This window comes from Acidisoma sp. S159 (assembly GCF_009766125.1).
Lineage (GTDB): Bacteria > Pseudomonadota > Alphaproteobacteria > Acetobacterales > Acetobacteraceae > Acidisoma.
Map to the genome: position 1 here is coordinate 700,777 of NZ_LMUG01000059.1, position 19,819 is coordinate 720,595.

General features: G+C 64.0%; 18 protein-coding genes and 1 pseudogene. 11 read left to right on the top strand and 8 right to left on the bottom strand.

Translation table 11 applies throughout. From position 1 onward, the window contains the following. Window positions 1-24 precede the first annotated feature (24 nt). Genes GSQ92_RS20065 through GSQ92_RS20080 form a run of 4 tightly spaced genes read right to left on the bottom strand, consistent with a single transcriptional unit; the run spans window position 25 to window position 5,907 of the window. Window positions 25-1,251: an aminomethyltransferase family protein gene (locus GSQ92_RS20065; protein WP_158804544.1), complete on the bottom strand. Its 1,227-nt coding sequence runs from the start codon at window positions 1,249-1,251 to the stop codon at window positions 25-27. Further along, window positions 1,248-2,825: an NAD(P)/FAD-dependent oxidoreductase gene (locus GSQ92_RS20070; RefSeq protein WP_158804543.1), complete on the bottom strand. Its 1,578-nt coding sequence runs from the start codon at window positions 2,823-2,825 to the stop codon at window positions 1,248-1,250. Before GSQ92_RS20070 ends, GSQ92_RS20065 begins: the two co-directional genes overlap by 4 nt. Continuing rightward, complete coding sequence (locus tag GSQ92_RS20075; protein ID WP_216856875.1) at window positions 2,822-4,525, bottom strand: NAD(P)/FAD-dependent oxidoreductase; 1,704 nt, start codon at window positions 4,523-4,525, stop codon at window positions 2,822-2,824. The genes GSQ92_RS20070 and GSQ92_RS20075 overlap by 4 nt, the downstream gene beginning before the upstream one ends. Then, window positions 4,522-5,907: an aspartate aminotransferase family protein gene (locus tag GSQ92_RS20080; RefSeq protein WP_158804542.1), complete on the bottom strand. Its 1,386-nt coding sequence runs from the start codon at window positions 5,905-5,907 to the stop codon at window positions 4,522-4,524. The genes GSQ92_RS20075 and GSQ92_RS20080 overlap by 4 nt, the downstream gene beginning before the upstream one ends. Before the next feature lie 165 nt (window positions 5,908-6,072). On the opposite strand from GSQ92_RS20080, the gene GSQ92_RS20085 reads away from it, so the two are divergent. The 8 genes from GSQ92_RS20085 to GSQ92_RS20120 all read left to right on the top strand — a co-directional run bounded on the left by GSQ92_RS20085 (window position 6,073) and on the right by GSQ92_RS20120 (window position 14,127). Further along, window positions 6,073-6,774 (top strand): TetR family transcriptional regulator C-terminal domain-containing protein, encoded by a 702-nt coding sequence (locus GSQ92_RS20085; RefSeq protein WP_216856876.1) that lies wholly within the window; start codon window positions 6,073-6,075, stop codon window positions 6,772-6,774. A gap of 149 nt (window positions 6,775-6,923) precedes the next feature. Then, entirely contained in the window at window positions 6,924-8,033 is a 1,110-nt protein-coding gene (locus tag GSQ92_RS20090; RefSeq protein WP_216850359.1) for a polyamine ABC transporter substrate-binding protein, read from the top strand. Window positions 8,034-8,047: 14 nt separating this feature from the next. Then, window positions 8,048-9,232, top strand: a complete 1,185-nt coding sequence (locus GSQ92_RS20095) for an ABC transporter ATP-binding protein (protein WP_158804540.1) — start codon at window positions 8,048-8,050, stop codon at window positions 9,230-9,232. A 130-nt stretch (window positions 9,233-9,362) separates the two neighbouring features. Then, window positions 9,363-10,394: an ABC transporter permease subunit gene (locus tag GSQ92_RS20100; protein WP_158804539.1), complete on the top strand. Its 1,032-nt coding sequence runs from the start codon at window positions 9,363-9,365 to the stop codon at window positions 10,392-10,394. Next, the gene (locus GSQ92_RS20105) at window positions 10,391-11,239 is read left to right on the top strand and encodes an ABC transporter permease subunit (RefSeq protein ID WP_158804538.1); all 849 of its coding nucleotides are present in this window, start codon (window positions 10,391-10,393) and stop codon (window positions 11,237-11,239) included. Before GSQ92_RS20100 ends, GSQ92_RS20105 begins: the two co-directional genes overlap by 4 nt. Window positions 11,240-11,257: 18 nt before the next feature. Beyond that, window positions 11,258-12,427, top strand: coding sequence for an aromatic ring-hydroxylating dioxygenase subunit alpha (locus GSQ92_RS20110; RefSeq protein ID WP_159013872.1), 1,170 nt, complete (start codon window positions 11,258-11,260; stop codon window positions 12,425-12,427). Between the two features lie 113 nt (window positions 12,428-12,540). Beyond that, on the top strand, window positions 12,541-13,176 hold the full coding sequence (locus tag GSQ92_RS20115) for an acetate uptake transporter (RefSeq protein WP_371418568.1): 636 nt from the start codon (window positions 12,541-12,543) through the stop codon (window positions 13,174-13,176). Between the two features lie 33 nt (window positions 13,177-13,209). After that, window positions 13,210-14,127, top strand: a complete 918-nt coding sequence (locus GSQ92_RS20120; RefSeq protein WP_158804535.1) for an NAD(P)-dependent oxidoreductase — start codon at window positions 13,210-13,212, stop codon at window positions 14,125-14,127. 7 nt (window positions 14,128-14,134) lie between these two features. Here the strand turns inward: GSQ92_RS20120 and GSQ92_RS20125 are convergent, their stop codons facing one another. The 4 genes and pseudogenes from GSQ92_RS20125 to GSQ92_RS20140 form a co-directional block, all read right to left on the bottom strand. Further along, the gene (locus tag GSQ92_RS20125; protein ID WP_158804534.1) at window positions 14,135-14,875 is read right to left on the bottom strand and encodes an SDR family oxidoreductase; all 741 of its coding nucleotides are present in this window, start codon (window positions 14,873-14,875) and stop codon (window positions 14,135-14,137) included. A gap of 145 nt (window positions 14,876-15,020) precedes the next feature. After that, window positions 15,021-15,713, bottom strand: a pseudogene (gene ispD / locus GSQ92_RS20130) (2-C-methyl-D-erythritol 4-phosphate cytidylyltransferase); the annotation flags it as partial. Window positions 15,714-15,751: 38 nt separating this feature from the next. After that, entirely contained in the window at window positions 15,752-16,135 is a 384-nt protein-coding gene (locus tag GSQ92_RS20135) for a hypothetical protein (protein ID WP_159013873.1), read from the bottom strand. 112 nt (window positions 16,136-16,247) lie between these two features. Next, complete coding sequence (locus tag GSQ92_RS20140; protein WP_159013874.1) at window positions 16,248-16,919, bottom strand: HAD-IA family hydrolase; 672 nt, start codon at window positions 16,917-16,919, stop codon at window positions 16,248-16,250. Window positions 16,920-17,441: 522 nt separating this feature from the next. Between GSQ92_RS20140 and GSQ92_RS20145 the strand changes: the two genes are divergently transcribed. The 3 genes from GSQ92_RS20145 (at window position 17,442) to phoU (ending at window position 19,818) form a co-directional block, all read left to right on the top strand. Beyond that, complete coding sequence (locus tag GSQ92_RS20145) at window positions 17,442-18,095, top strand: peroxiredoxin (RefSeq protein ID WP_159013875.1); 654 nt, start codon at window positions 17,442-17,444, stop codon at window positions 18,093-18,095. A gap of 168 nt (window positions 18,096-18,263) precedes the next feature. After that, window positions 18,264-19,085 (top strand): phosphate ABC transporter ATP-binding protein PstB, encoded by an 822-nt coding sequence (pstB, locus tag GSQ92_RS20150; protein ID WP_158804530.1) that lies wholly within the window; start codon window positions 18,264-18,266, stop codon window positions 19,083-19,085. 13 nt (window positions 19,086-19,098) lie between these two features. After that, a complete protein-coding gene (gene phoU / locus GSQ92_RS20155) occupies window positions 19,099-19,818 on the top strand; it encodes a phosphate signaling complex protein PhoU (RefSeq protein WP_158804529.1) in 720 nt (239 codons plus the stop codon). The last annotated feature ends 1 nt before the right edge of the window (window position 19,819 follow it).

Sequence of the window (19,819 nt, forward strand, 5' to 3'; positions counted from 1 at the left end):
ATAACCTACCACGACCGGCTCGAATCAGAAGGGCAGCGGCGGGGTCGCGCGGCGGCGGGCTGGCTCGAAGAAGGGCGCCTTCACCACCCGGACGCGCGCCATGACCTTCTCCCAGCGCAGCTCGTGCAGGGCATAGATCTCGACCCAAAGATCCTCGGTCTTCGTATCGCCGAATGGCCGCTTGAGGCTGGCGAGCCCAATGTTCCGTTTGGCGGTGGGCGACCAGATGCCCGAGGTGATATGGCCCACCTCGGTCTTCTGCTTGTGGTAGACAAGCGACCCTTCGGCCGGTTCCTTGCCCTCGATATCGACCGCGACCAGGCAGTAGCGAGATCCGCGAGCCTTCTCCTCCACCAGCGCTTTGCGGCCGGTAAATTGACCCTTCGCAAGGTCTACCAGCCACCCAAGGTTCAGCTCGTAGGGCGACCGGGTCCGCCCCGCCCGGATAGCCTTGTCGGCCGGAATGAAGTCGAGCTGGGCGCCGAGGAACCCCGCCTCGATCCGCGCCATGTTCAGCGCGTGGCTGCCCGTGGGCTCCACGCCGCCGATGCCCTGGCCCGCCTCCATCAGGGCATCCCAAAGGTCGAGCGCCCCGCCGGGCGCGATCCACAGCTCGTAGCCAAGGTCGCCGGTGAAGCCGGTGCGGGAGACCATCAACTCATGACCCCGGAAGGGCCAGCGCCGAATCCCGAAAGGCTTCAGCGTCTCCAGCCCACCCAGCCCGAGACGGGACAGCACCGAAAAGCTCGTCGGTCCTTGGAGCGACAGGCCGGCGACCTCCTCGGTTTCCTCACGCACCGAAACATCGAAGCCACGCGCGGAAGCCTCGAGCCAGAAGGTCTGGTGTTCCTGGCAGCACAGCCGCCAATCCTGCTCGCCGAGATGGAATAGCGTGCCGTCGTCGATGACCTGCCCGGCATCGTCGCACCATACCGTATAGGCGACGCGACCGACGCTGATCTTAGTGACATCGCGCGTCACCAGCCGCTGCAAAAATGCATCCGCGTCCGGCCCGGTGATGCGATACTTGTTCATCGGCGAGATATCGAAGACGCTCGCGGTATTGCGGATCGCGAAGTATTCGCGCTCCATATTGCCGAAATGCGCCGGCGACCAATAGCCCTGCCAATATTCCAGCGCCTCGAACTGGTTGAGCGGACGCAGGCGCGGCGCGAAGGGCGTTTCCTTCAGGCCAATGCGCGTGGTGGCGCGGGCACTATCGTGCTGCGCCGGAGCGAGATCGGGGTTCATGCCGCGCGCTCCAAGGGCTTGGCTTCCGCAAGAACCGCCTGCGCCGCATTATGCCCCGGAGCACCAGTCACCCCGCCGCCCGGATGCGCTCCGGCGCCGCAAAGGAACAGACCAGCGATAGGCATGGCATAGCGCGCCGCGCCATTGACCGGCCGCAGCATGAGCAGCTGGTCAATCGCGAGTTCACCGTGATGCCAATGCCCGCCCGGCATCCCGTAATCGCGTTCCAGATCCAACGGCGTGAGAAGCTGTTGTGCCACCACCTGCTGCCGAATGCCGGGAGCGAAGCGCTCCAGATGGTCGAGCAGAACCTCCAGGTAGCGCGCCCTGGCGGCGTCCCAGCCTTCCTTCAGCCGATAGGGCGCATATTGCACCACGGCCGAGAGAACGTGCTGGCCGGATGGCGCCGCGGTGGCATCGGTCGCGGAGGGGATGGTGATCTCCATCAGCGGTTCGGGCGACCACTCGCCGTATTTGCTCGGATCGAACTGCGCCTCAATGGCCGAAGGGCTGCCCGCGAGCACAATGCGGCCGGCAAGATCGGCTGCGTCCAGGCCACGGAATGCCGGCAGGCCGCTCAAGGCGAGGTTCAGCTTCGCGGTATTGCCCTTCGCGCGGATCTTGCCGATGTCGCGCTGGAAACCGGCATCCAGATGACGCGGCCCCACTAGATCCAGCAAGGTCCGTTGCGGCGAGGCATTGGAAACCACGCTGCCAGCGGCGATGAACTCGCCATCTGCCAGCTCGACCCCCACCACACGCTCGCCCTCGACACGAATGCGGCCGACGGCGGCGCCCATGCGGATGGTCGCACCGAAGTCCCGGGCCGAGGCGGCGATCGCCTGCGTCACAGCGCCCATGCCGCCGCGCGGCAAGGCAACCGCACCCTGTACCGGTCCAACCTCGCCAATGAGGCGATACAGCAGCGTCAGCACCGTGCCGGGCGAACGCGGCCCAAGATTCGTGCCAAGCACGGCATCCGCCGCGAAGGCCGCCTGGATCAGCGGCGAGGCGAAATTGTCCTGCACGAGATCGAAGACATTCATCGTGGCGATGCGCAGGAAGTCGCGCATATCCGCCTGGCCCATCGACCGGATGGCGAAGCCCAGGCGCGCTAGGTCGATGTTCTGCTTCAGATCGCGCCCCGCCAAACGCGGGGGCTGCATAAGCAGCATCGGCCGCAGATGCCGCGCCATCTTCAGCAAGCGGCGACGAAAACCCGGCAGCGCCACGATATCCGCCGCGTCGATCGCACCCGCCGCGTGGTCGGTCTTGAGCCGTAGCACGGAACCATCCGCGCCCATCACAGCCGTTTGCAAACTCGCGGAGGCATAGTCCAGGCCATGGCGGCGAAGGCTCAGCTCGCGGATCACACGCGGATGCAGGCCGTACAGCAGATGCGCGCAGGCCGAGACGCGGAAACCCGGCGCGATTTCCGCTGTTCGCGCGGCGCCGCCGACCTCCTCGGCCGCCTCCAGCACCAACACGCTGCGGCCGGCGCGGGCGAGATAGGCGGCGCAGACCAGGCCGTTATGGCCGGCGCCGATGACGATGTGGTCGTAGCGCGTGCTCACAGGTCATGCTCCTCGCGCGGGTCGAAGCCTTTGATGCGAAGATCCCGCAGGATTTCACGCGCCGCATTGGCGCCCGGCGCGCCCATCACACCGCCGCCGGGATGCGTCGAGGAGCCGCACATGTACATCCCGGCGATCGGCGCACGGTATTGCGCGTAGCCGGGTACAGGGCGGTTGAAGATGAGCTGGTCCATCGTGAGTTCGCCCTGGAAGATATTGCCCTCGGTCAAGCCGGCCTCGTTTTCGATATCCCAGGGGCTGCGGGTTTCCACATGGCGGATCAGGTCGCGGAAATTCGGGCTCTGTTCGGCGATCTGCGACAGAACCGTTTCGCGGAACTCATCCCGCGCCGGACCGTCCCAGCTTCTGCCATCGGCCAGCACAGGCGGGGCGTATTGCACGAAGACGCTCATGTAATGCTTGCCGGCGGGCGCCATGGTGGGGTCGATTTGCGTCGGGATCAGCATGTCAACGTAAGGATCGCGGGACCAGCGGCCGGCTTTCCAGTCGTCATAGGCGCGCTCCATGCGCTCCATGCCATCGGTAAAATGCAGGTCGCCGCGCAGGCTGGGATGGCCGGCGCGGACATTTGTGAAGTCGGGCATGCCGTCCAGCGCGATATTGAGCTTGCCGGAGGAGCCACGGATCTTGAACTTCTTGACGGTGTCGAGAAAGTCCGACGGCAGCTCGCGCTCCTGCACGATCTTGGTGAAGGTGCGCTTCACATCGAGGTTCGACACCACCCGTTTCGCGCGCAGCACCGTGCCGTCCGCCAGCATCACGCCCTCGGCACGGCCGTCGCGCACCAGAATGCGACCAACCTCGGCATTCGTTTCGATCGTGCCGCCCGCCGCCTGAAAAGCGCCCGCGCAGGCCTTGCTGACGGAGCCCATGCCGCCGCGCGCAAAACCCCAGGCGCCGACGCTGCCGTCGATATCGCCCATATAATGGTGCAGCAGCACATAGGCCGTGCCGGGGGAGTAAGGGCCAAGCGCCGTGCCGATGATCCCCGATCCGGCGAAATGCGCTTTGACCACATCCGTCTCGAAATACTCGTCGAGAAACTCGGCGATCGACAGCGTGAAGAAACGGATCAGCTCCCCCATGTCGCGCTCGCCGAGGCCGGAGAAGTGCTTCGCGAGGTAGATGAGCTCGGAAATATCGCGCGGCCGGAAACGCGTCGGGTCGGGAGGCGTACGCATGAGAAGCGGCTTGATCCAGCGGCACATCTTCATCACGGCCGTGGCGTAATGATCGTAGGCGTCCGCGTCCTTCTTCGAGAAGCGCGCGATCTCGGCGCGGAAAACATCGTGATCGTAGTAGCTGCAGAAACGGTCACCGTTCCGCATCATGGTCATCCCCCCCTCATAGGGAATGACCTGCAACCCGTGCTTGTACAGCTCGAGGTCGCGCTGAATCTCGGGCCGCAACAGCGAGCAGACATAGGAGCAGTTGGAATAGGTCCAGCCGTCATGCAGGACGCTGCTGACAGCCGCGCCGCCGATATGGCCGTTCTTCTCGACCACCAGCACATTCAACCCTGCGCGCTGCAGATAGGCGGCGTTGATCAGCCCGTTATGCCCGGCACCGATGACGATCGCGTCCCAAACCTTGTCGCCTTTCCGCGCGCCGAGCGCGGTGGGGCGGCTGATCGCGTCCGGCGCTTCGATGGTTCCGGCGACAGAGCTGATCTCGTTCACGAGGCCGATGCCTCGATCACCCGCGTGCCGATGATTCCATCGCCCTTCCGGTCGGCGCCGAGATTCGCCTCAAGCTCGGCCTGGGTCACCGCCACCGCATCGCGGAAGGCGCTCAGCGTCGTGGCGAGGCAGCTCTCGTCATGCGCCGCCGAGATGAACCAAGGCTCTCGCGAATCTGGCTCGCAGAGCACGCCGCGGTCATGCAGATGCGGCGCCATGGTGTCGTAGAAGGTGTAATTGCTGGTCTTCCAGTCGCGATAATTCGTCGGCGGCTCCTCGCGGAAGAACAGCCCGCCCATGCTCGGGTGCCCCGTGAAGCAATGCGGCAGCCCAGCTTCCGTCAGGATCGCGCTCATGCCCTTCTGCATGCGCGTGCCATAATCGGCGATACGCTCCAGCGTATCGGTCTCTTCCAGGATCTCCAGGCAACGCGCGGCCGCCGCAATGGCGATCGAATGCGCCGTATAGGTGCCGCCATGCGCGACACCTTTTTCGATGGTGCGCATGATGTCCTCGCGCCCGCCGAAGGCCGCGATCTGGTAGCCATTCGCCATCGCCTTGGCGAAGGTGCAAAGGTCGGCTCGCACACCGAACAATTCCTGCACCCCGCCTCGCGCCACGCGGAAACCGGTCTTCACCTCGTCGATGAGCATCACCACGCCGTATTTGTCGCATAGCGCGCGGGCTGCCTTGAGGAATTCGGTATGTGCCGTCAGCGCACAGCAATTGCCCATGATCGGCTCGACCAGGAAGGCCGCGATGCGCTCGCCATGGGCGCGAAAAGTCGCTTCCAGCCGCTCGATGTCGTTCAGCGGCGTGAGATGGATCATCTGCTTCAGCCGGCTCGGCACACCACGGCCATAAGCCTTCAGCTCCGGCTCGCCGGTGCCGTCCCAGCCTTCCATATCCGTCTGCCACATCGCGGCGTCGAACAGGCCATGATAGCTGCCCTCGACGATCACATACTCGTCCCGCCCGGTGAAACCACGCGCCAGGCGCAGCGCCGCCATTACGGCTTCGGTCCCGGAATTGGAGAAGCGGATCAACTCGGCCGCCGGCACCATGCGGCTGATCCGGGTCGCGACCTCGTATTCCTTCTCGGTCGCCAGCGCGAAAACGCCGCCGACCTTCATGCCCTCCATGGCTGCCGCATCCACACGGGGATCGGCATAACCCAGGATGGCGGGGCCATAGCCCAGCCGGTAATCGACATATTCGTTGTCGTCGATGTCCCAGATCCGGGCGCCGCGGCCTTCCTTCACATAGATCGTATTCTCGCCCCAGTAGCGAAACGTCGAGGCCACGCCGAAAGGCAGCTTGGTTCGGGCTTTCGCCATCTGCTGCCGGCTGCGGGTGAGGGGCCTCTGGTTCGATACGGACATTCTTCTCATCACGGGCTGTTATGAGACTAAGGCTACGCCCCAGACCAGCGTTCTGTCCAGCGACTGAATGCATATTCAGTCAAGATATGGCAGGAAAGCATTGCGTGTCTCGCCTTACCTGAGGCATGATCGGGCTTAATCGGCGACGCGGGACGGCAGGGGGCAGTGATCGAATTCGATCGAGAAATGCGTGACGAGGACGAGGATGTGGCGCCACTCCCAATCTCTTCCGAACGCTCCGGTCGGGGCCTGGACCGCACCGCCAGCCGCGAGGTCCGGCGCCGTCAATTGATTGAGAGCACGGTCGCCGAGATCGCCGAGAACGGCCTCTCGGGTCTGAAGATCTCCGGGGTGGCGCAGCGCGCGAAGCTCGCCACCGGCATGGTGAACTTCCACTTCGTCAGCAAAGCCCAGTTGCTCGACGCGACGCTCGATTACCTGTCCGAGGAATATCGCCTGTGCTGGCGGCACGCCATCGACAATGCCGGCGCCGCCCCAGCTGCCCGTCTGCGCGCGATGATGATGGCGGATCTCGACCCGCAGGTCTGCACGCGCCGCCGCATCGCCGTCTGGCACGCCTTCTATGGCGAGGCCCGCGCTCGCCCAGCCTTCCTCGCCCGCTGCGCGCAACGGGAGGCCGAGCATCATGCCGAACTCGTTGGGCTCTGCGCTGCTGTGATCGAGGCCGGCGGTGGGACCGCAATGGAGATGGCGGCGGAAAGAGCGGCGAGCGGCTTGAGCGCCTTGACCGACGGTATATGGCTCGGCCTGCTGTTCAGCCCCGGCCGCATCGACCGCGAGCCGGGCCGCCAGACTATCGACAGCTTCCTGGCCGCCGTATTCCCTCGCGCATTTTCGGGCAAATGAAGTTTTGGGAGGATTGGTCGGACATGGTTGCCAAGCGGGAAGTCCCGCGACCATCATGTCAGCCGTAACAAGGTCGGGTCCAAGCTCGCTCGGGGCGCGCGAGGCCGGTCGCCGCAGGATAAACGCCAAGTGACAAGGAAACTGTGCCGATGATGCGCTCGAAGACGCTGATCTGGGTGGGGGCCTTGGCCGCCGCCACGCTCCTCTCCGGGCATAGGCCCGCCGCGGCCGACCAGCCGACCATCTACGTCTACAACTGGGCCGAATATATCGGCACAGATACACTCAAGAACTTCACCAAGGAAACCGGAATCAAGGTGGTCTACGACACCTATGATTCGTCCGAGACCGTGCAGGCCAAGCTCATGGCGGGCCACACCGGTTACGACGTGGTGGTCCATTCGGCGTCGAATTACGGCCCGCAGGACATCAAGGCGGGCATCTACATGAAGCTCGACAAGTCGAAGCTGCCGAACCTCGCCAATCTGGATCCGAGTTTGGTCAAGCGTTACGACTCTTACGATCCGGATATGCAATATGGCGTGCCCTATATGTGGGGCACCACCGGATTCACCTACAATGTCGACATGATCAAGCAGCGGATGCCGGATGCCCCGGTCGGTTCGCTCGCGATGTTGTTCGATCCGGCCGTCGTCTCGAAGTTCAAGGACTGCGGCGTGTCCTTTTTCGACGGCCCGACCGACGTCATGCCGATGGCGCTGAGCTACCTGCACATCAACCCGAATACGCAGAACCCGGCCGATTATCGCAAGGCCAAGGAGATGCTGGCCAAGATCCGGTCCAATGTCCGCGTCTTCGACAATTCAAATTACCTCACCGCGCTGCCGCAGAAATCGATCTGTATCGCGATGACCTGGTCGGGTGATTACGCGACCGCCGTCGCGAATGCACAGAGCGCCAAGGCGAACGTCAATCTCGCCTATACCATCCCCAAGGAAGGCTCAGGCCTGTGGTTCGATGCGGTCTTCATTCCGTCTGACGCCAAGAACGTCGATGGCGCGCTGAAGTTCATCAACTACCTGCAGCGCCCCGATGTGATGGCCGGCATCACCGAGGTCACGAACTACGCGAACGCCAACTACAAATCGACACCGCTCATCCCGAAAAGCATCACCGGCGATCCGGCGAATTACCCCGATGCGGAAACCATGAAGCGCACTTTCGGCGAGGAGCCGCTACCGCCCAAGGCGACCAAGGCCGAGACCCGCGCCTTCTCCGACTTCAAGACCGGTTCCTGAGCGAGGCTGATGCAATGGCGGAAACGCTCCTTCGGCCAGACACCAATCTTCCGGCCGGGGGCGTTTCCGCCGCGATACCGGATGTGACGGAGCCTTGGCGCGATAGCGCGGCCAAGCCCTTCATCGAAATCCGTGGCGTCAGCAAGCAGTTCGGCACCTTCGTCGCGCTGCAGGATGTCAGCCTCAAAATCTACAAGGGCGAGCTTTTCTCGCTGCTGGGCGGCTCCGGCTGCGGCAAAACCACGTTGCTGCGGATGATCGCGGGGTTCGAGACGCCAAGTTCCGGCAGCATCATCATCGACGGCCAGGACATGACCGGCGTCCCGCCTTACGAGCGGCCGGTCAATATGATGTTCCAATCCTATGCGCTGTTTCCGCATATGAGCGTTTTCAACAACGTCGCCTATGGCCTGAAGAAAGACGGTGTCGCCCGCGCAGAGATCGCCAAGCGCGTCGATGAGGCGTTGGCGCTGGTACAGCTTCGTCCCTATGCCGAGCGCAAGCCGCACCAGCTTTCCGGCGGCCAGCGTCAGCGCGTGGCTTTGGCGCGGTCCCTGGTCAAGCGCCCCAAGGCGCTGCTGCTCGACGAGCCGCTGGGCGCGCTCGACAAGAAGCTGCGCGAGGCGACGCAGTACGAACTCATGAACATCCAGGACAAGGTGGGCATCACCTTCATCGTGGTGACACATGACCAGGAAGAGGCGATGACCCTCTCCACTCGTATCGCGGTCATGGATCGCGGGCAGGTCTATCAGGTCGGCCGCCCGATCGAGATTTATGAATATCCCAACTGCCGCTTCACCGCCGGCTTCATCGGCACGATGAACATGTTCGAGGGCGTGGTGCTGGGGCTTGAGGACCGGTTGTTGCGCGTGAAGGGCAAGGAGGGCGGAGATTTCCTCCTCGCCCATCCCGGCGCGCCGGTGCCGGATGGCACGCCGGTCTGGGTCGCCGTGCGGCCCGAGAAGATCCGGCTGTCACTCACGCCGGTCGCGGCGACGCAGAACATGGTTGCAGGGAAGGTCAAGGATCTCGGCTATTTCGGCGGCACGACCTCCTACCGCATCGATGTCGGAGACGGCCGGCTGGTTTCCGTCAACGTCACCAACGCCGATCGCGCCTTGGCTTTGCGGGCGGACTGGGACGAGCGCGTCTTCCTGACCTGGGACCCGGCGTCCGCCGTGCTGCTGACGGAATGAGGGCGGGGGGGATGCACTGCCCGACCCACGACCAAACCCAACCGTCATGGCGCGCGAAGGCGTGCGACCAAAGCAACCCGTCACGGCACGCGAAGGCCGAGCATGACGGGTTACGGGGCTCGGTGACGCCATGAGCGAGTTTCTCGACTCAGGCGGTCTCGCCACCCCGGCGCCGATCGGTCCCGGTGCCGCCATCGTGCCGGAGGAGCTTGCCGGTCTGCCGCCCGGCCCACGTCCAAATGACCGCCTCCGCTTCCCGGGAAACATGCTGCACAGCTTAGGGAACTCCTGGCAGCGCATCATGGTCGCGGTTCCCTTCGGCTGGATGCTGCTCTTCTTCCTCATCCCCTTCGCGATCGTCCTGAAGATCGGCTTCGCCGATTCCGTGGTCGCTCGTCCGCCCTTCACGCCATTGCTGAGCTACCCCGACGGCGACCACCTGGCGCTGACCGTCACCTGGGATAACTTCGCCAGTCTGTGGCAGGATGATCTCTATCTCCGCGCCTATCTAAACTCCCTGAAGATCGCCGCGATTTCGACCGTCTTCTGCCTGCTGCTCGGCTACCCGATGGCGCTCGCCATCGCGCGGGCCACGCGGCAGACGCGCAACATCATGCTGCTGGTCGTGGTGCTGCCATTCTGGACGCCGTTTCTACTACGTGTTTACGCCTGGCTCGGCATCCTCGACACCAACGGTCTACTGAACCGCTTCCTGCAATGGGCGCATGTGACGCACGCCCCTCTGCAGATGCTCTACACGCCCTTCGCGGTCTATGTCGGCATCGTCTATTCCTATCTGCCCTTCATGATCCTGCCGCTCTACGCGAGCCTGGAACGGCTCGATCGCACGCTCGATGAAGCGGCCGCCGATCTCGGCGCGAAGCCGTTTGCGGTATTCCGGGACATCACTTTCCCACTCTCGATCCCCGGCGTCATCGCCGGATCGCTTCTCGTCTTCATTCCGGCGGTCGGTGAATACGTGATCCCGGATCTGCTGGGGAATGCGAGCAACGTCATGATCGGCCGCGTGCTCTACGACGAATTCTTCTCCAATCGAGACTGGCCGACGGCCTCTGCGGTCGCCATCGCGCTGCTCCTCGCGCTCGTCATCCCGATGATCCTGTTTCAATACCTCCAGGCGAAACAGGTCGACGCGCCATGAGGAAACTCGGTGTCGCCCGGCTGGTCTTCGGGGTCGGCGTTGCCTTCCTGTACATCCCGATCATCACGCTGATCATCTTCAGCTTCAACAGCTCCCGCATCGTGATGCTGTGGGGTGGTTTCTCGACAAAGTGGTACGCCTCGCTCTTCCACAACGGCTTCATGATGGCCGCCGCTCGCCGTACGCTGGAGATTGGGCTGACCGCCGCCACCTGTGCTGTCGTGCTGGGCACGATGGCAGGCTATTCGCTGGCCCGCTTCGGCCCCTTCCGGGGGCGCACCTTGTTCAGCGGCATGATTACCGCACCGCTGGTAATGCCCGACGTCATCACCGGCATCTCGCTGCTGCTCATGTTTATCGCCATGGGGCAGCTCATCGGCTGGCCGGCCGATCGCGGCATGCTGACGATCGCCATCGCGCATATCACCTTCTGCACTTCCTACGTCACGGTGGTGCTGCAATCCCGCCTGGTCGCGTTGGATCGCTCGTTGGAAGAAGCCGCGATGGATCTCGGCTGCCGGCCTCTTCGCATCCTGTTCGACATCACCTTGCCCATTATCGCCCCCGCGCTGCTATCGGCCTGGCTGCTCGCCTTCACCCTCTCGCTCGACGATCTGGTGATTTCGAGCTTCGTCGCCGGTCCCGGTTCCACAACCTTGCCGCTGCTGATCTTTTCCGAGGTCAAGCTGGACGTAAAGCCTGACGTCAACGCCCTCGCGGCCATCGTCATCGCATTCGTCACGATCGGCACGATCATCGCCGGCTTCGTCATGGCGTCGCGCGAGCGCAAGCGGCTGCGTGACGAACAACTCGCCTTCGCCGCCGAAGCCGCGGCGCGGGCCTGAAGATTTTTGGAGGATCGCATGAGTGACATTCTGGAGGCCGAGCCCGAGGTCAATGGTCTGACCCAGGTTAAGCCGACGCTGCCCAGCAACTGGTATTTCGATCCGGCGCAGTATCACCGCGAGCTGCGCAATATCTGGTATCGTAACTGGATCTATCTCTGCCGCAGCGAAACACTTGATGCTCCGCTCGCCTTCCGCACCTTCGAGATCGGCGACCAGAATGTGCTGCTCGTGCGGGACGAGAACGGCGCGCTGAACGCCTTCCACAACACCTGCCGCCATCGCGGCGCGGTGCTGAAGACCGAGCCCAGCGGCAGATTGCAGGCGCGCGCCATCACCTGCCCCTATCATGCCTGGACCTATAAGCTGACCGGCGAACTCGCGCGTATGCCGTCCAAGCTTTGTGCGCCGGACTTCAGCAAGGCGGATCACGGTCTCTACAAGATCGCCCTGGCCGAGTGGAACGGTTTCGTCTTCATTAACCTCGATGAGAATGCGGGACCCTTCGATGCCGCGCCCGATCGCGACGATTCAGCACCCGTCGACAACTGGCCTCTTGCCGATCTTCGCGTCGGGCACTCAGTCCGCAAGCTTCTCGCCTGCAACTGGAAGGTCTTCTGGGAGAATTACAACGAGTGCCTGCACTGCGCCCATGCCCATCCCGAGCTCTCGGACATCGTGCCGATTTACAGCCGCGGCCTGCTGTCTCAGCGCGACGACCCCAACTGGCGCGCGCAGGGCGACACCACGGATCCCAAGCTGAAGGGCGGGCTCAAGATCGGCGCCGAGACCTGGTCGATGGACGGGCGGGCCTTGCCGTACACCTTCCCGAAGCTGACCGAAGCGGAGCGCGCCGCCGGCCAGACCTATTTCACCAAGCTCCCCTCGATGTACATGGTCGCCCATATCGACTATGTGCGCATCGTGCATATGCGTCCGCTCGGCCCGGAGCAGACCGAACTCACCGCCGAGTGGCTCTTCCCGGCCGAGACCTTGAACGATCCCGCCTTTGATCTGCCCAAAGCGGTGGAATTCGCCGATCTGGTGATGCGGCAGGACGTCGCACTTTGCGAACTCAACCAAAAAGGCCTGCACTCGCTCCGTCATCGCACTGGCACGCTGATGCCCGAGGAGTATCTCGTGCATAAACTGCACAACTGGGTGCGGTCCCAGCTCGACGAAAGCTGACGCCCGCCATCCGACGTCGGAAACCTGCCATGAGGTTTGGACGTTAGGCCGCTGATGTTACATTTCTTCTTCCTGGTCGTTGCTAGGACGCGATAGAATGCGCCGCCCGCCTGCTGCGCGGGTGCAATAGCAATGACCGGGCGGCGAAACGCCGGCCCGGCGAGCGGGAGGATAGTCCTATGATCAAGCTCGCCAATCCGGCGCCCCTTGGGCTTGCCGGCTTCGCTTTGACGACCTGGATGCTGAGCATGGTCAATGCCGGCTGGTACGGCGGCGCCGCTGTGCCGATGGTCCTGGCGCTCGCCTTTACTTTCGGTGGCGCGGCGCAGTTCTGCGCTGGGCTGCTGGAACTGCCGCGCGGCAATACCTTCGGCTTCGTGGCATTCTGCGGTTACGGCGCCTTCTGGTGGTCCTTCGCGCTTTTCGTCCTGTTCTTCGCCGCGCACGTTCCGCCAGCTTTCGTCGGTTGGTATCTCTTCATGTGGGGCTTTTTCACCTTCTACATGTGGATCGGTAGCCTCGCGCATGCCCGCGCCGTGTCGTTCATCTTCCTCGCCCTCTGGATCACCTTCCTGCTGCTAGCTCTGGGCGCTTGGGGTATGGGCATCTGCACTAAGATCGGCGGCTATGCCGGGCTGGTCACCGCCATCATCGCCTTCTACGTTTCGGCCGGCGAGATCATCAACGAGGCGCATGGCCGCGTCATTCTGCCCCTCGGCGCCCGCGCACCCGCGCTCGCCGGGCGATAGACGGCCTGACGCTGCACGAGAGGGACTACCATCATGAGCGAGGCCGCCCGCAAGGAACGCATCGGGTTCATCGGCCTCGGCCTCATGGGGCAAGGCATGGCGCGCAACATCCTCGTCAAGGGCTGGCCGCTCGCCGTGCTGGCCCACCGCAACCGGGCGCCGATCGAGGATCTGGTCGCCGAAGGCGCGGTGGAAGCGAGTAGTCCACGCGATCTCGCCGAGCGCTCCGACATCGTCGTTCTCTGCGTCACGGGCTCGCCGGAAGTCGCGGCGGTGGTGGAGGGACCGCAGGGTCTAGCAGCAGCCGGCAAGCCGCTGGTGATCGTCGATTGCTCGACCTCCGACCCCTCGCAAACCTTGCGTCTGGCCGAAAGCCTCAAGGCGAGCGGCATCACCTTGATCGACGCCCCGCTCAGCCGCACGCCTAAGGATGCCGCCGCCGGAACGCTCGATGTGATGGTGGGCGGCGACGAGGCGACAGTGGCGCGGGTCCGCCCGGTCCTGGACGCCTTCGCGGGCCGGGTCGCGCATACCGGCCCGACCGGCACCGGCCACACCATGAAGCTGCTGAACAACTTCGTCTCGATGGGGTACGCGGCGCTCTATTCGGAGGCGCTCGCTCTAGGCGCCAAGGCCGGTCTCACGCCGCAGGTCTTTGACAGCGTGATTCGCGGCGGCCGGATGGACTGTCCCTTCTACCAGACCTTCTTCAAATACGTCCTGGAGCGTGACCGCAACGCCCATCAATTCGCCATCCGCAACGCCGCCAAGGACATGACCTATCTCGCGGGCTTCGCCGGCGCGAGCGGCTTCGCCAATCCGATGGGCGCCGCCGTGCGGAACGCCTTCGCCTCCGCCGTGGGCGCTGGACGCGGCGAGGATTACGTTCCGATGCTGTCCGATTTCGTCGCGGAGGCGAATGGCGTCTCGCTGACACCGCCCGCCAAGTAGTCCGCCCTTACCAGGGCAGCGGGCCGTCCTCGTTGAAATAGCCGCCGCTCGGACCGTCCGCCGGAAGCGTCGCGAGGCGGAGGGCGATCGTGGCGCCCTGCTCGACGGTGCGCGTCCCGCTGTTTCCATTAAGGTCGGTTGCGACATAGCCGGGGCAGGCGGCGTTGATCTTGATCGGCGTCTCACGAAATTCCTTCGCGAAGGCGACGGTCACCGCGTTCAAGGCAGTCTTGGAACTGCTGTATCCGAGCAGGTTGAGGCTCGTGAAAGCACCATTCGGATCGGCTTGCCGCGCGATCGAGCCAAGCCCGCTGCTCATCATCACGATCCGCGCCGCCGGTGCCTCGCGAAGCAGCGGGACGAAGGCCTGGGTGACACGGACTGGCCCGAAGACATTGACCTCATAGGTTGCCTTGAGCTTCGCCATCTCGAGCGTGCTCGGCTTGATGACCCCGTCCATCCCCTCCAGGGCTACACCGGCATTATTGACCAGGACATCGAGATGGTCGGTCTGCTCGGCGAGACTCGTGGCGGCAGCCTTGGCACTGGCGTCGTCGCCGACATCGAGCGGGAGGAACCGAACGTCGAGCCCCTCCTCACGCAACTGCTCCGCGGCCGCCTCGCCGCGCCCGGCGTCCCTTGCGCCGATCCAGACGGTATAGCCTTGCTTCGCCAAGCCTTTCGCGATGGCGCGGCCGATGCCCTTGTTGGCGCCAGTAACGAGGGCGGTCTTTGTGGTGCTTGTCATGAGACTTTAGGCTCCAGAAACGATTTTGAGGGCTGGTCGCGCCGGCATCGAGCGTGGCGGACCGAAAAGAGCCAACCAGGCTGACCGGAGAGGATTCCCAGTCAAGCGGAGATTTGCGAGCGCGACCGGCGACCTACAAGAGCTCGCGCAAATGCCGCTCGGCGCGGCGTAGATCGGCTTCCGTCGTGATCTTGAAATTGTCCTCGGTGCCTTCGACGACCCGAACCGGGATACCAGCCTCCTCGGCGACAGCTGCATCATCCGTAAAAGCCGGGAGATGGCCAGGCCGGGAAGCAGCCGCACGATGGGCGGCGAGGATCGTGGCGTAGTGGAATCCCTGCGGCGTCTGCGCTCGCCACAAAGGCGCACGCTCGATGGTCGCGGTGATAACGCCGCCCTCGCAACGCTTGATCGTGTCGAAGACAGGCATCGCCGCGATGGCGGCCGGGCCGGAGGTCAGCGCCTCGGTAACTGCCGCGATCGTCGCCGCCGTCACGAAGGGCCGCACGCCGTCATGGATCAGCACGCAATCCGGCGCCTCGGCTTCCAGCGCCTCAAGCCCGAGCCGCACCGAGGCGTCGCGGCTCGCCCCGCCATGAACTGGCGGCAACAACGGCAGGCCCGCAACAGCCGCGTCGTATAGCGGTCGGTCGTCCGGATGGATCACCACCATCACGCCGCTTACTGCCTGATGGTCGAGGAAGGCGACGGCGGTGCGCCGCAGGATCGCGGTCCCACCTAGCGTGCGATACTGCTTCGGAACCCCGCCGCCCATGCGCTGCCCGCGCCCGGCACAGACGATGAGGGCATGGACGCGGCGCGGGGAGGAACTGCTCATGCCGCGCTCCTGCTACAGAAAGCGGCGGCGCTCAAGCCTCAGCCGGTCCGACCCCAAACACGTCCACCCGCGCCATCGGAGCAATAGCAGCCGACGCCGATGGGCCGCGGCACCTCCATCGGGCAGACGACAGGGCTCGCGTAGCAGCTACGCGCGGTCGGTCCCGGACCGTAACTCGCAGGGGGCGGATAATAGACCGTGGGCGGCAGTGGCGGGGGCGCGTAATACACCGGCGGCGCTGCGTAGTAAGGCCGGGGCGCGTAATAGACTGGCGGTGGGACCGGCGGCCCATACCAATAGCCGCCACGCCACCAAGCTTCCGCCGGCTTCGGATGGGCGATCGCCAGGGCTCCAAGCGCGACAGCGCCGAGCACCATGACTCGGCCGGCGCGGAAAGAGGGAGATCGGAGAAAGCGCATCATTCTGACCTCACGGCGTCTCTGCATTTCGCCTAACTGGCGGTGGAGGATGTCGCTTTCCGGGCGCCAGCGTGACCAAGGCGAGGCAGAGCGTCGCGCTGCATTTGCTGCTGGATTAGCCTTCGATGGTCAGATGCAAAAGTCCATCGACCAACCGCACGCGCAGACGGCTGAGGTCAGGAACCCAAAGCTCCTTCTTCCGGTCCAGCGCTTCAGGCGACTGAAGGGACGCGACCGCGATGACCTGCGCTTTCGCGGCATGACCCGAGGCGAGGCCTGCATCCGCATCCTCGAACACGATACAATCGCTGGCGTCGAAGCCGAGCCCCCGCGCCCCCAATAAATACGGATCAGGCGCGGGCTTGCCGCGTTCCACCGATTCGGCCGTCACCATTACATCCGGCACCGGAAGCCCGCAGGCAGCGAGGCGCGTCCGGGCCAGCGACTCATCCGCCGAGGTCACGAGCGCCCAGCGATCGGCCGGCAGACTTGCGATGAGCGCCAGCGCACCCTCGATGGGCTTGAGGCCCTCAATGTCCAGCCGCTCGGCATCCTCAAGCTTACGGGCCTCGGCTTCGGGATCCCGCACGTGCTGGGCGAACATCATGATGGTTTCGATCGCCCGCCGTCCATGCGCGACAGGCAAGAGGCCAGCGACATCCAGACCTTGGTCGATCGCCCAGGCCGACCAGACACGCTCCACGACCGGTCCCGAATCGACCAGCGTTCCGTCCATGTCGAAGAGCAAGCCACGAGCGGTGAGCGTTCGGCCGGGTTCCAGCTGCATTGTGGCCCTTGATACGGTTGGAATTGTCGCGACTGAAGGCCGCCGCCAAGCATTTACCGGCCGGAAAGCGGTCGCGCAAACGGCGCGGGCGTACCCGTCACCGTGGGGCCGATCGGCGTGACCATATGGAGCCAGCCCTTGCGCTGACATGTGCCGCTCGCAAAATCCGAGCCGGCATCTGCGGGCTGGCTGTCCCCTCCCTGCAAGGGAGGGGACAGGGGGTGAGTTCTTCCGCGCGCAAAGGGGTCGAAGTATCGCCGTACAACCATACCCACCCCCTCCCTTTGCAGGAAAGGAGTAAGCGCCGCAGCCCGTCCTACATCAGGTCTCGCGGAAGAAACTTCTCCGGTCCGCGATCAAAAGCCTTTCTTGGACATAAAATTCTCCCACAAAGATTTTAGATAGTAGAAAACTCCATAGATGCCGCGCGGAACGCTCACTCTTGCCACTGCCCGGCGAACGCTTGATCGCCCTCCCGCAAGGTGCGATCTGAGCGCGACCGAACGGCAAGGAGAAGCCAGAATGACCATCCAGCTAGGGCAGACGGCCCCCGATTTCGAGCAGGACAGCAGCCGCGGCCGCATCCGCTTCCACGACTACCTGGGCTCGTCCTGGGGCGTCCTGTTTAGCCACCCGAAAGACTTCACCCCCGTCTGCACCACCGAATTGGCCGCCGTCGCGCGACTCGAGCCGGAATGGAAGAAGCGCGACGTGAAGGTCATCGGGCTTTCGGTCGATAGCACCGAGAACCACGCCAGCTGGGCCGAGGACATCCGCGAGACCCAGGGTCAGTCCCTCAACTTCCCAGTGCTCGCGGATAAGGACCGGACGGTCTCCAGCCTCTACGGCATGGTCCATCCCGAGGCCGATCCAAGCGTCACCGTCCGCAGCGTTTTCGTGATTGATCCGAACAAGAAGGTCCGCCTCACGCTGACCTATCCGCCCAGCGCCGGCCGCAACTTCGCTGAGATCCTCCGGGTGATCGACAGCCTGCAACTCACGGATAAGAATAAGGTTTCGACACCGTCGGACTGGCAGCCGGGCCAGCCGGTCATCATCTCGCCCGCTTTGTCAAACGAAGACGCCAAGGTGCGATTCCCACAAGGCTGGAAGGAACTGCGGCCCTATCTCCGCGTGGTCGAACTGCGGGACGAGACGGCCCAGGCCGCCGAGTGACTTCACCCGATACTCTCCGCCTCTGATCTCGGGGCGGAGAGCGCTTGCTCTCGACACCCCGTCATCAAACCTTCACGCTACGCCCATGGCCGGACCGCATGCACTCCTCTATGCGGGCAACAATCCGGCGAGAGCTGGTGAGGCTGATGTGGGCATTGGGGCGAGTGGATGGAGATGGCAGTGTCTGAGCGGCTGAGGCCAGGCCCGATACCGGCGGCCGCTGCAAAGGCTGACGCCCAGAGCCGCATTTCGATCCGCGGCCTTAATTTTTATTACGGGTCCAACCAGGCCCTTAAACAGATCAATCTCGAGATCCCCGACCGTCAGGTCGTCGCCATGATCGGGCCCTCGGGCTGCGGCAAGTCGACCCTGCTGCGCGTCATAAACCGCATGTATGACCTCTATCCAGGCCAGCGCGCCGAGGGCGAGGTGATGCTCGACGAGGTCAATATCGTGGCGCCCGATATCGACCTCAACCAGCTGCGCGGCCGCATCGGCATGGTCTTCCAGAAGCCGACGCCCTTCCAGATGTCGATCTACGACAACGTCGCTTTCGGCGTCCGCCTGCACGAGAAGCTGTCACGCGCCGCGCTGGATGAGCGGGTGCAGTGGTCGCTCACCCGTGCGGCCTTGTGGGACGAGGTAAAGGATCGCCTGCGGACCACGGCGAGCGGCCTCTCCGGCGGCCAGCAGCAGCGCCTCTGCATCGCGCGCAGTATTGCCGTCCGCCCCGAGGTTATTCTTCTCGACGAGCCGACCAGCGCGCTCGATCCCATCAGCACACTAAAGATCGAGGAGCTGATCGACGAGCTTAAGCGCGACTTCACCATCGTCATCGTAACACACAATATGCAGCAGGCGGCGCGCTGCGCTGATCGCGTGGCGTTTTTCTACCTGGGGGAACTCATTGAAGTCGGCGCCGCCGAGCGCATCTTCACCAATCCGGTGAAGCGCCAGACCCAGGAGTACATCACGGGCCGCTTCGGTTGATCGGAACAGAATCATGGCCGGCCCGCAGGTGGAGCACATCGTGAAAAGTTACGACCAGGAGTTGAGCAGGCTGCGCGGTCTTATCACGCAGATGGGCGGGCTGGTTGAATCCCAGGCCGCCAATGCTACCCGCGCGGTGATCGAGCATGACGTGCAGGCGGCGACCTTCGCGGTGCAGGACGATCCGCAGGTCGATGCGCTGGAGCGGGAGATCGAGCAATTCGCGATCCGCTTGCTCGCGCTGCGCCAGCCTGTCGCCGCCGACCTCCGCCTTGTTGTCGCGACGCTCAAGATCAGCGGCGATCTCGAACGCATCGGAGATTACGCGGCAAATGTCGCCAAGCGTAGCCTCGTGCTCAACGACATGGCGCAGCCTTACACGCTGAGCGGCCTCGGCCATATGGCGAGGCTGGTGCAGGAGATTCTCAAGAACACGGTCGATGCGGTGGGCGATAATGACGCGTCCCGCGCGCAGGACGTCTGGCACGCCGATCGCGAGATCGATGACGTCTACACCGGCATCTTCCGCGAGCAGATCACCTATATGATGGAAGATCCGCGCAATATCACGCCCTGCACGCATCTACTTTTCATTGCGAAGAATCTAGAGCGCATGGGCGACCATGCAACGAATATTGCCGAGACGCTGCATTATGCCATCACTGGCGAAGCAATCGGAGACGAACGGCCGCGCGGCGAAAGCTCGGTCGCCCTCAACCGCCGCACGGATTGAA

Bases quoted from the DNA above. Each gene is read 5' to 3' on its own strand.
- GSQ92_RS20065 (WP_158804544.1), bottom strand. From the start codon at position 1,251: ATGAACCCCGATCTCGCTCCGGCGCAGCACGATAGTGCCCGCGCCACC.
- GSQ92_RS20080 (WP_158804542.1), bottom strand. From the start codon at position 5,907: ATGTCCGTATCGAACCAGAGGCCCCTCACCCGCAGCCGGCAGCAGATG.
- GSQ92_RS20090 (WP_216850359.1), top strand. From the start codon at position 6,924: ATGATGCGCTCGAAGACGCTGATCTGGGTGGGGGCCTTGGCCGCCGCC.
- GSQ92_RS20095 (WP_158804540.1), top strand. From the start codon at position 8,048: ATGGCGGAAACGCTCCTTCGGCCAGACACCAATCTTCCGGCCGGGGGC.
- GSQ92_RS20100 (WP_158804539.1), top strand. From the start codon at position 9,363: ATGAGCGAGTTTCTCGACTCAGGCGGTCTCGCCACCCCGGCGCCGATC.
- GSQ92_RS20105 (WP_158804538.1), top strand. From the start codon at position 10,391: ATGAGGAAACTCGGTGTCGCCCGGCTGGTCTTCGGGGTCGGCGTTGCC.
- GSQ92_RS20110 (WP_159013872.1), top strand. From the start codon at position 11,258: ATGAGTGACATTCTGGAGGCCGAGCCCGAGGTCAATGGTCTGACCCAG.
- GSQ92_RS20120 (WP_158804535.1), top strand. From the start codon at position 13,210: ATGAGCGAGGCCGCCCGCAAGGAACGCATCGGGTTCATCGGCCTCGGC.
- GSQ92_RS20125 (WP_158804534.1), bottom strand. From the start codon at position 14,875: ATGACAAGCACCACAAAGACCGCCCTCGTTACTGGCGCCAACAAGGGC.
- GSQ92_RS20135 (WP_159013873.1), bottom strand. From the start codon at position 16,135: ATGATGCGCTTTCTCCGATCTCCCTCTTTCCGCGCCGGCCGAGTCATG.
- GSQ92_RS20140 (WP_159013874.1), bottom strand. From the start codon at position 16,919: ATGCAGCTGGAACCCGGCCGAACGCTCACCGCTCGTGGCTTGCTCTTC.
- GSQ92_RS20145 (WP_159013875.1), top strand. From the start codon at position 17,442: ATGACCATCCAGCTAGGGCAGACGGCCCCCGATTTCGAGCAGGACAGC.
- pstB (WP_158804530.1), top strand. From the start codon at position 18,264: ATGGAGATGGCAGTGTCTGAGCGGCTGAGGCCAGGCCCGATACCGGCG.
- phoU (WP_158804529.1), top strand. From the start codon at position 19,099: ATGGCCGGCCCGCAGGTGGAGCACATCGTGAAAAGTTACGACCAGGAG.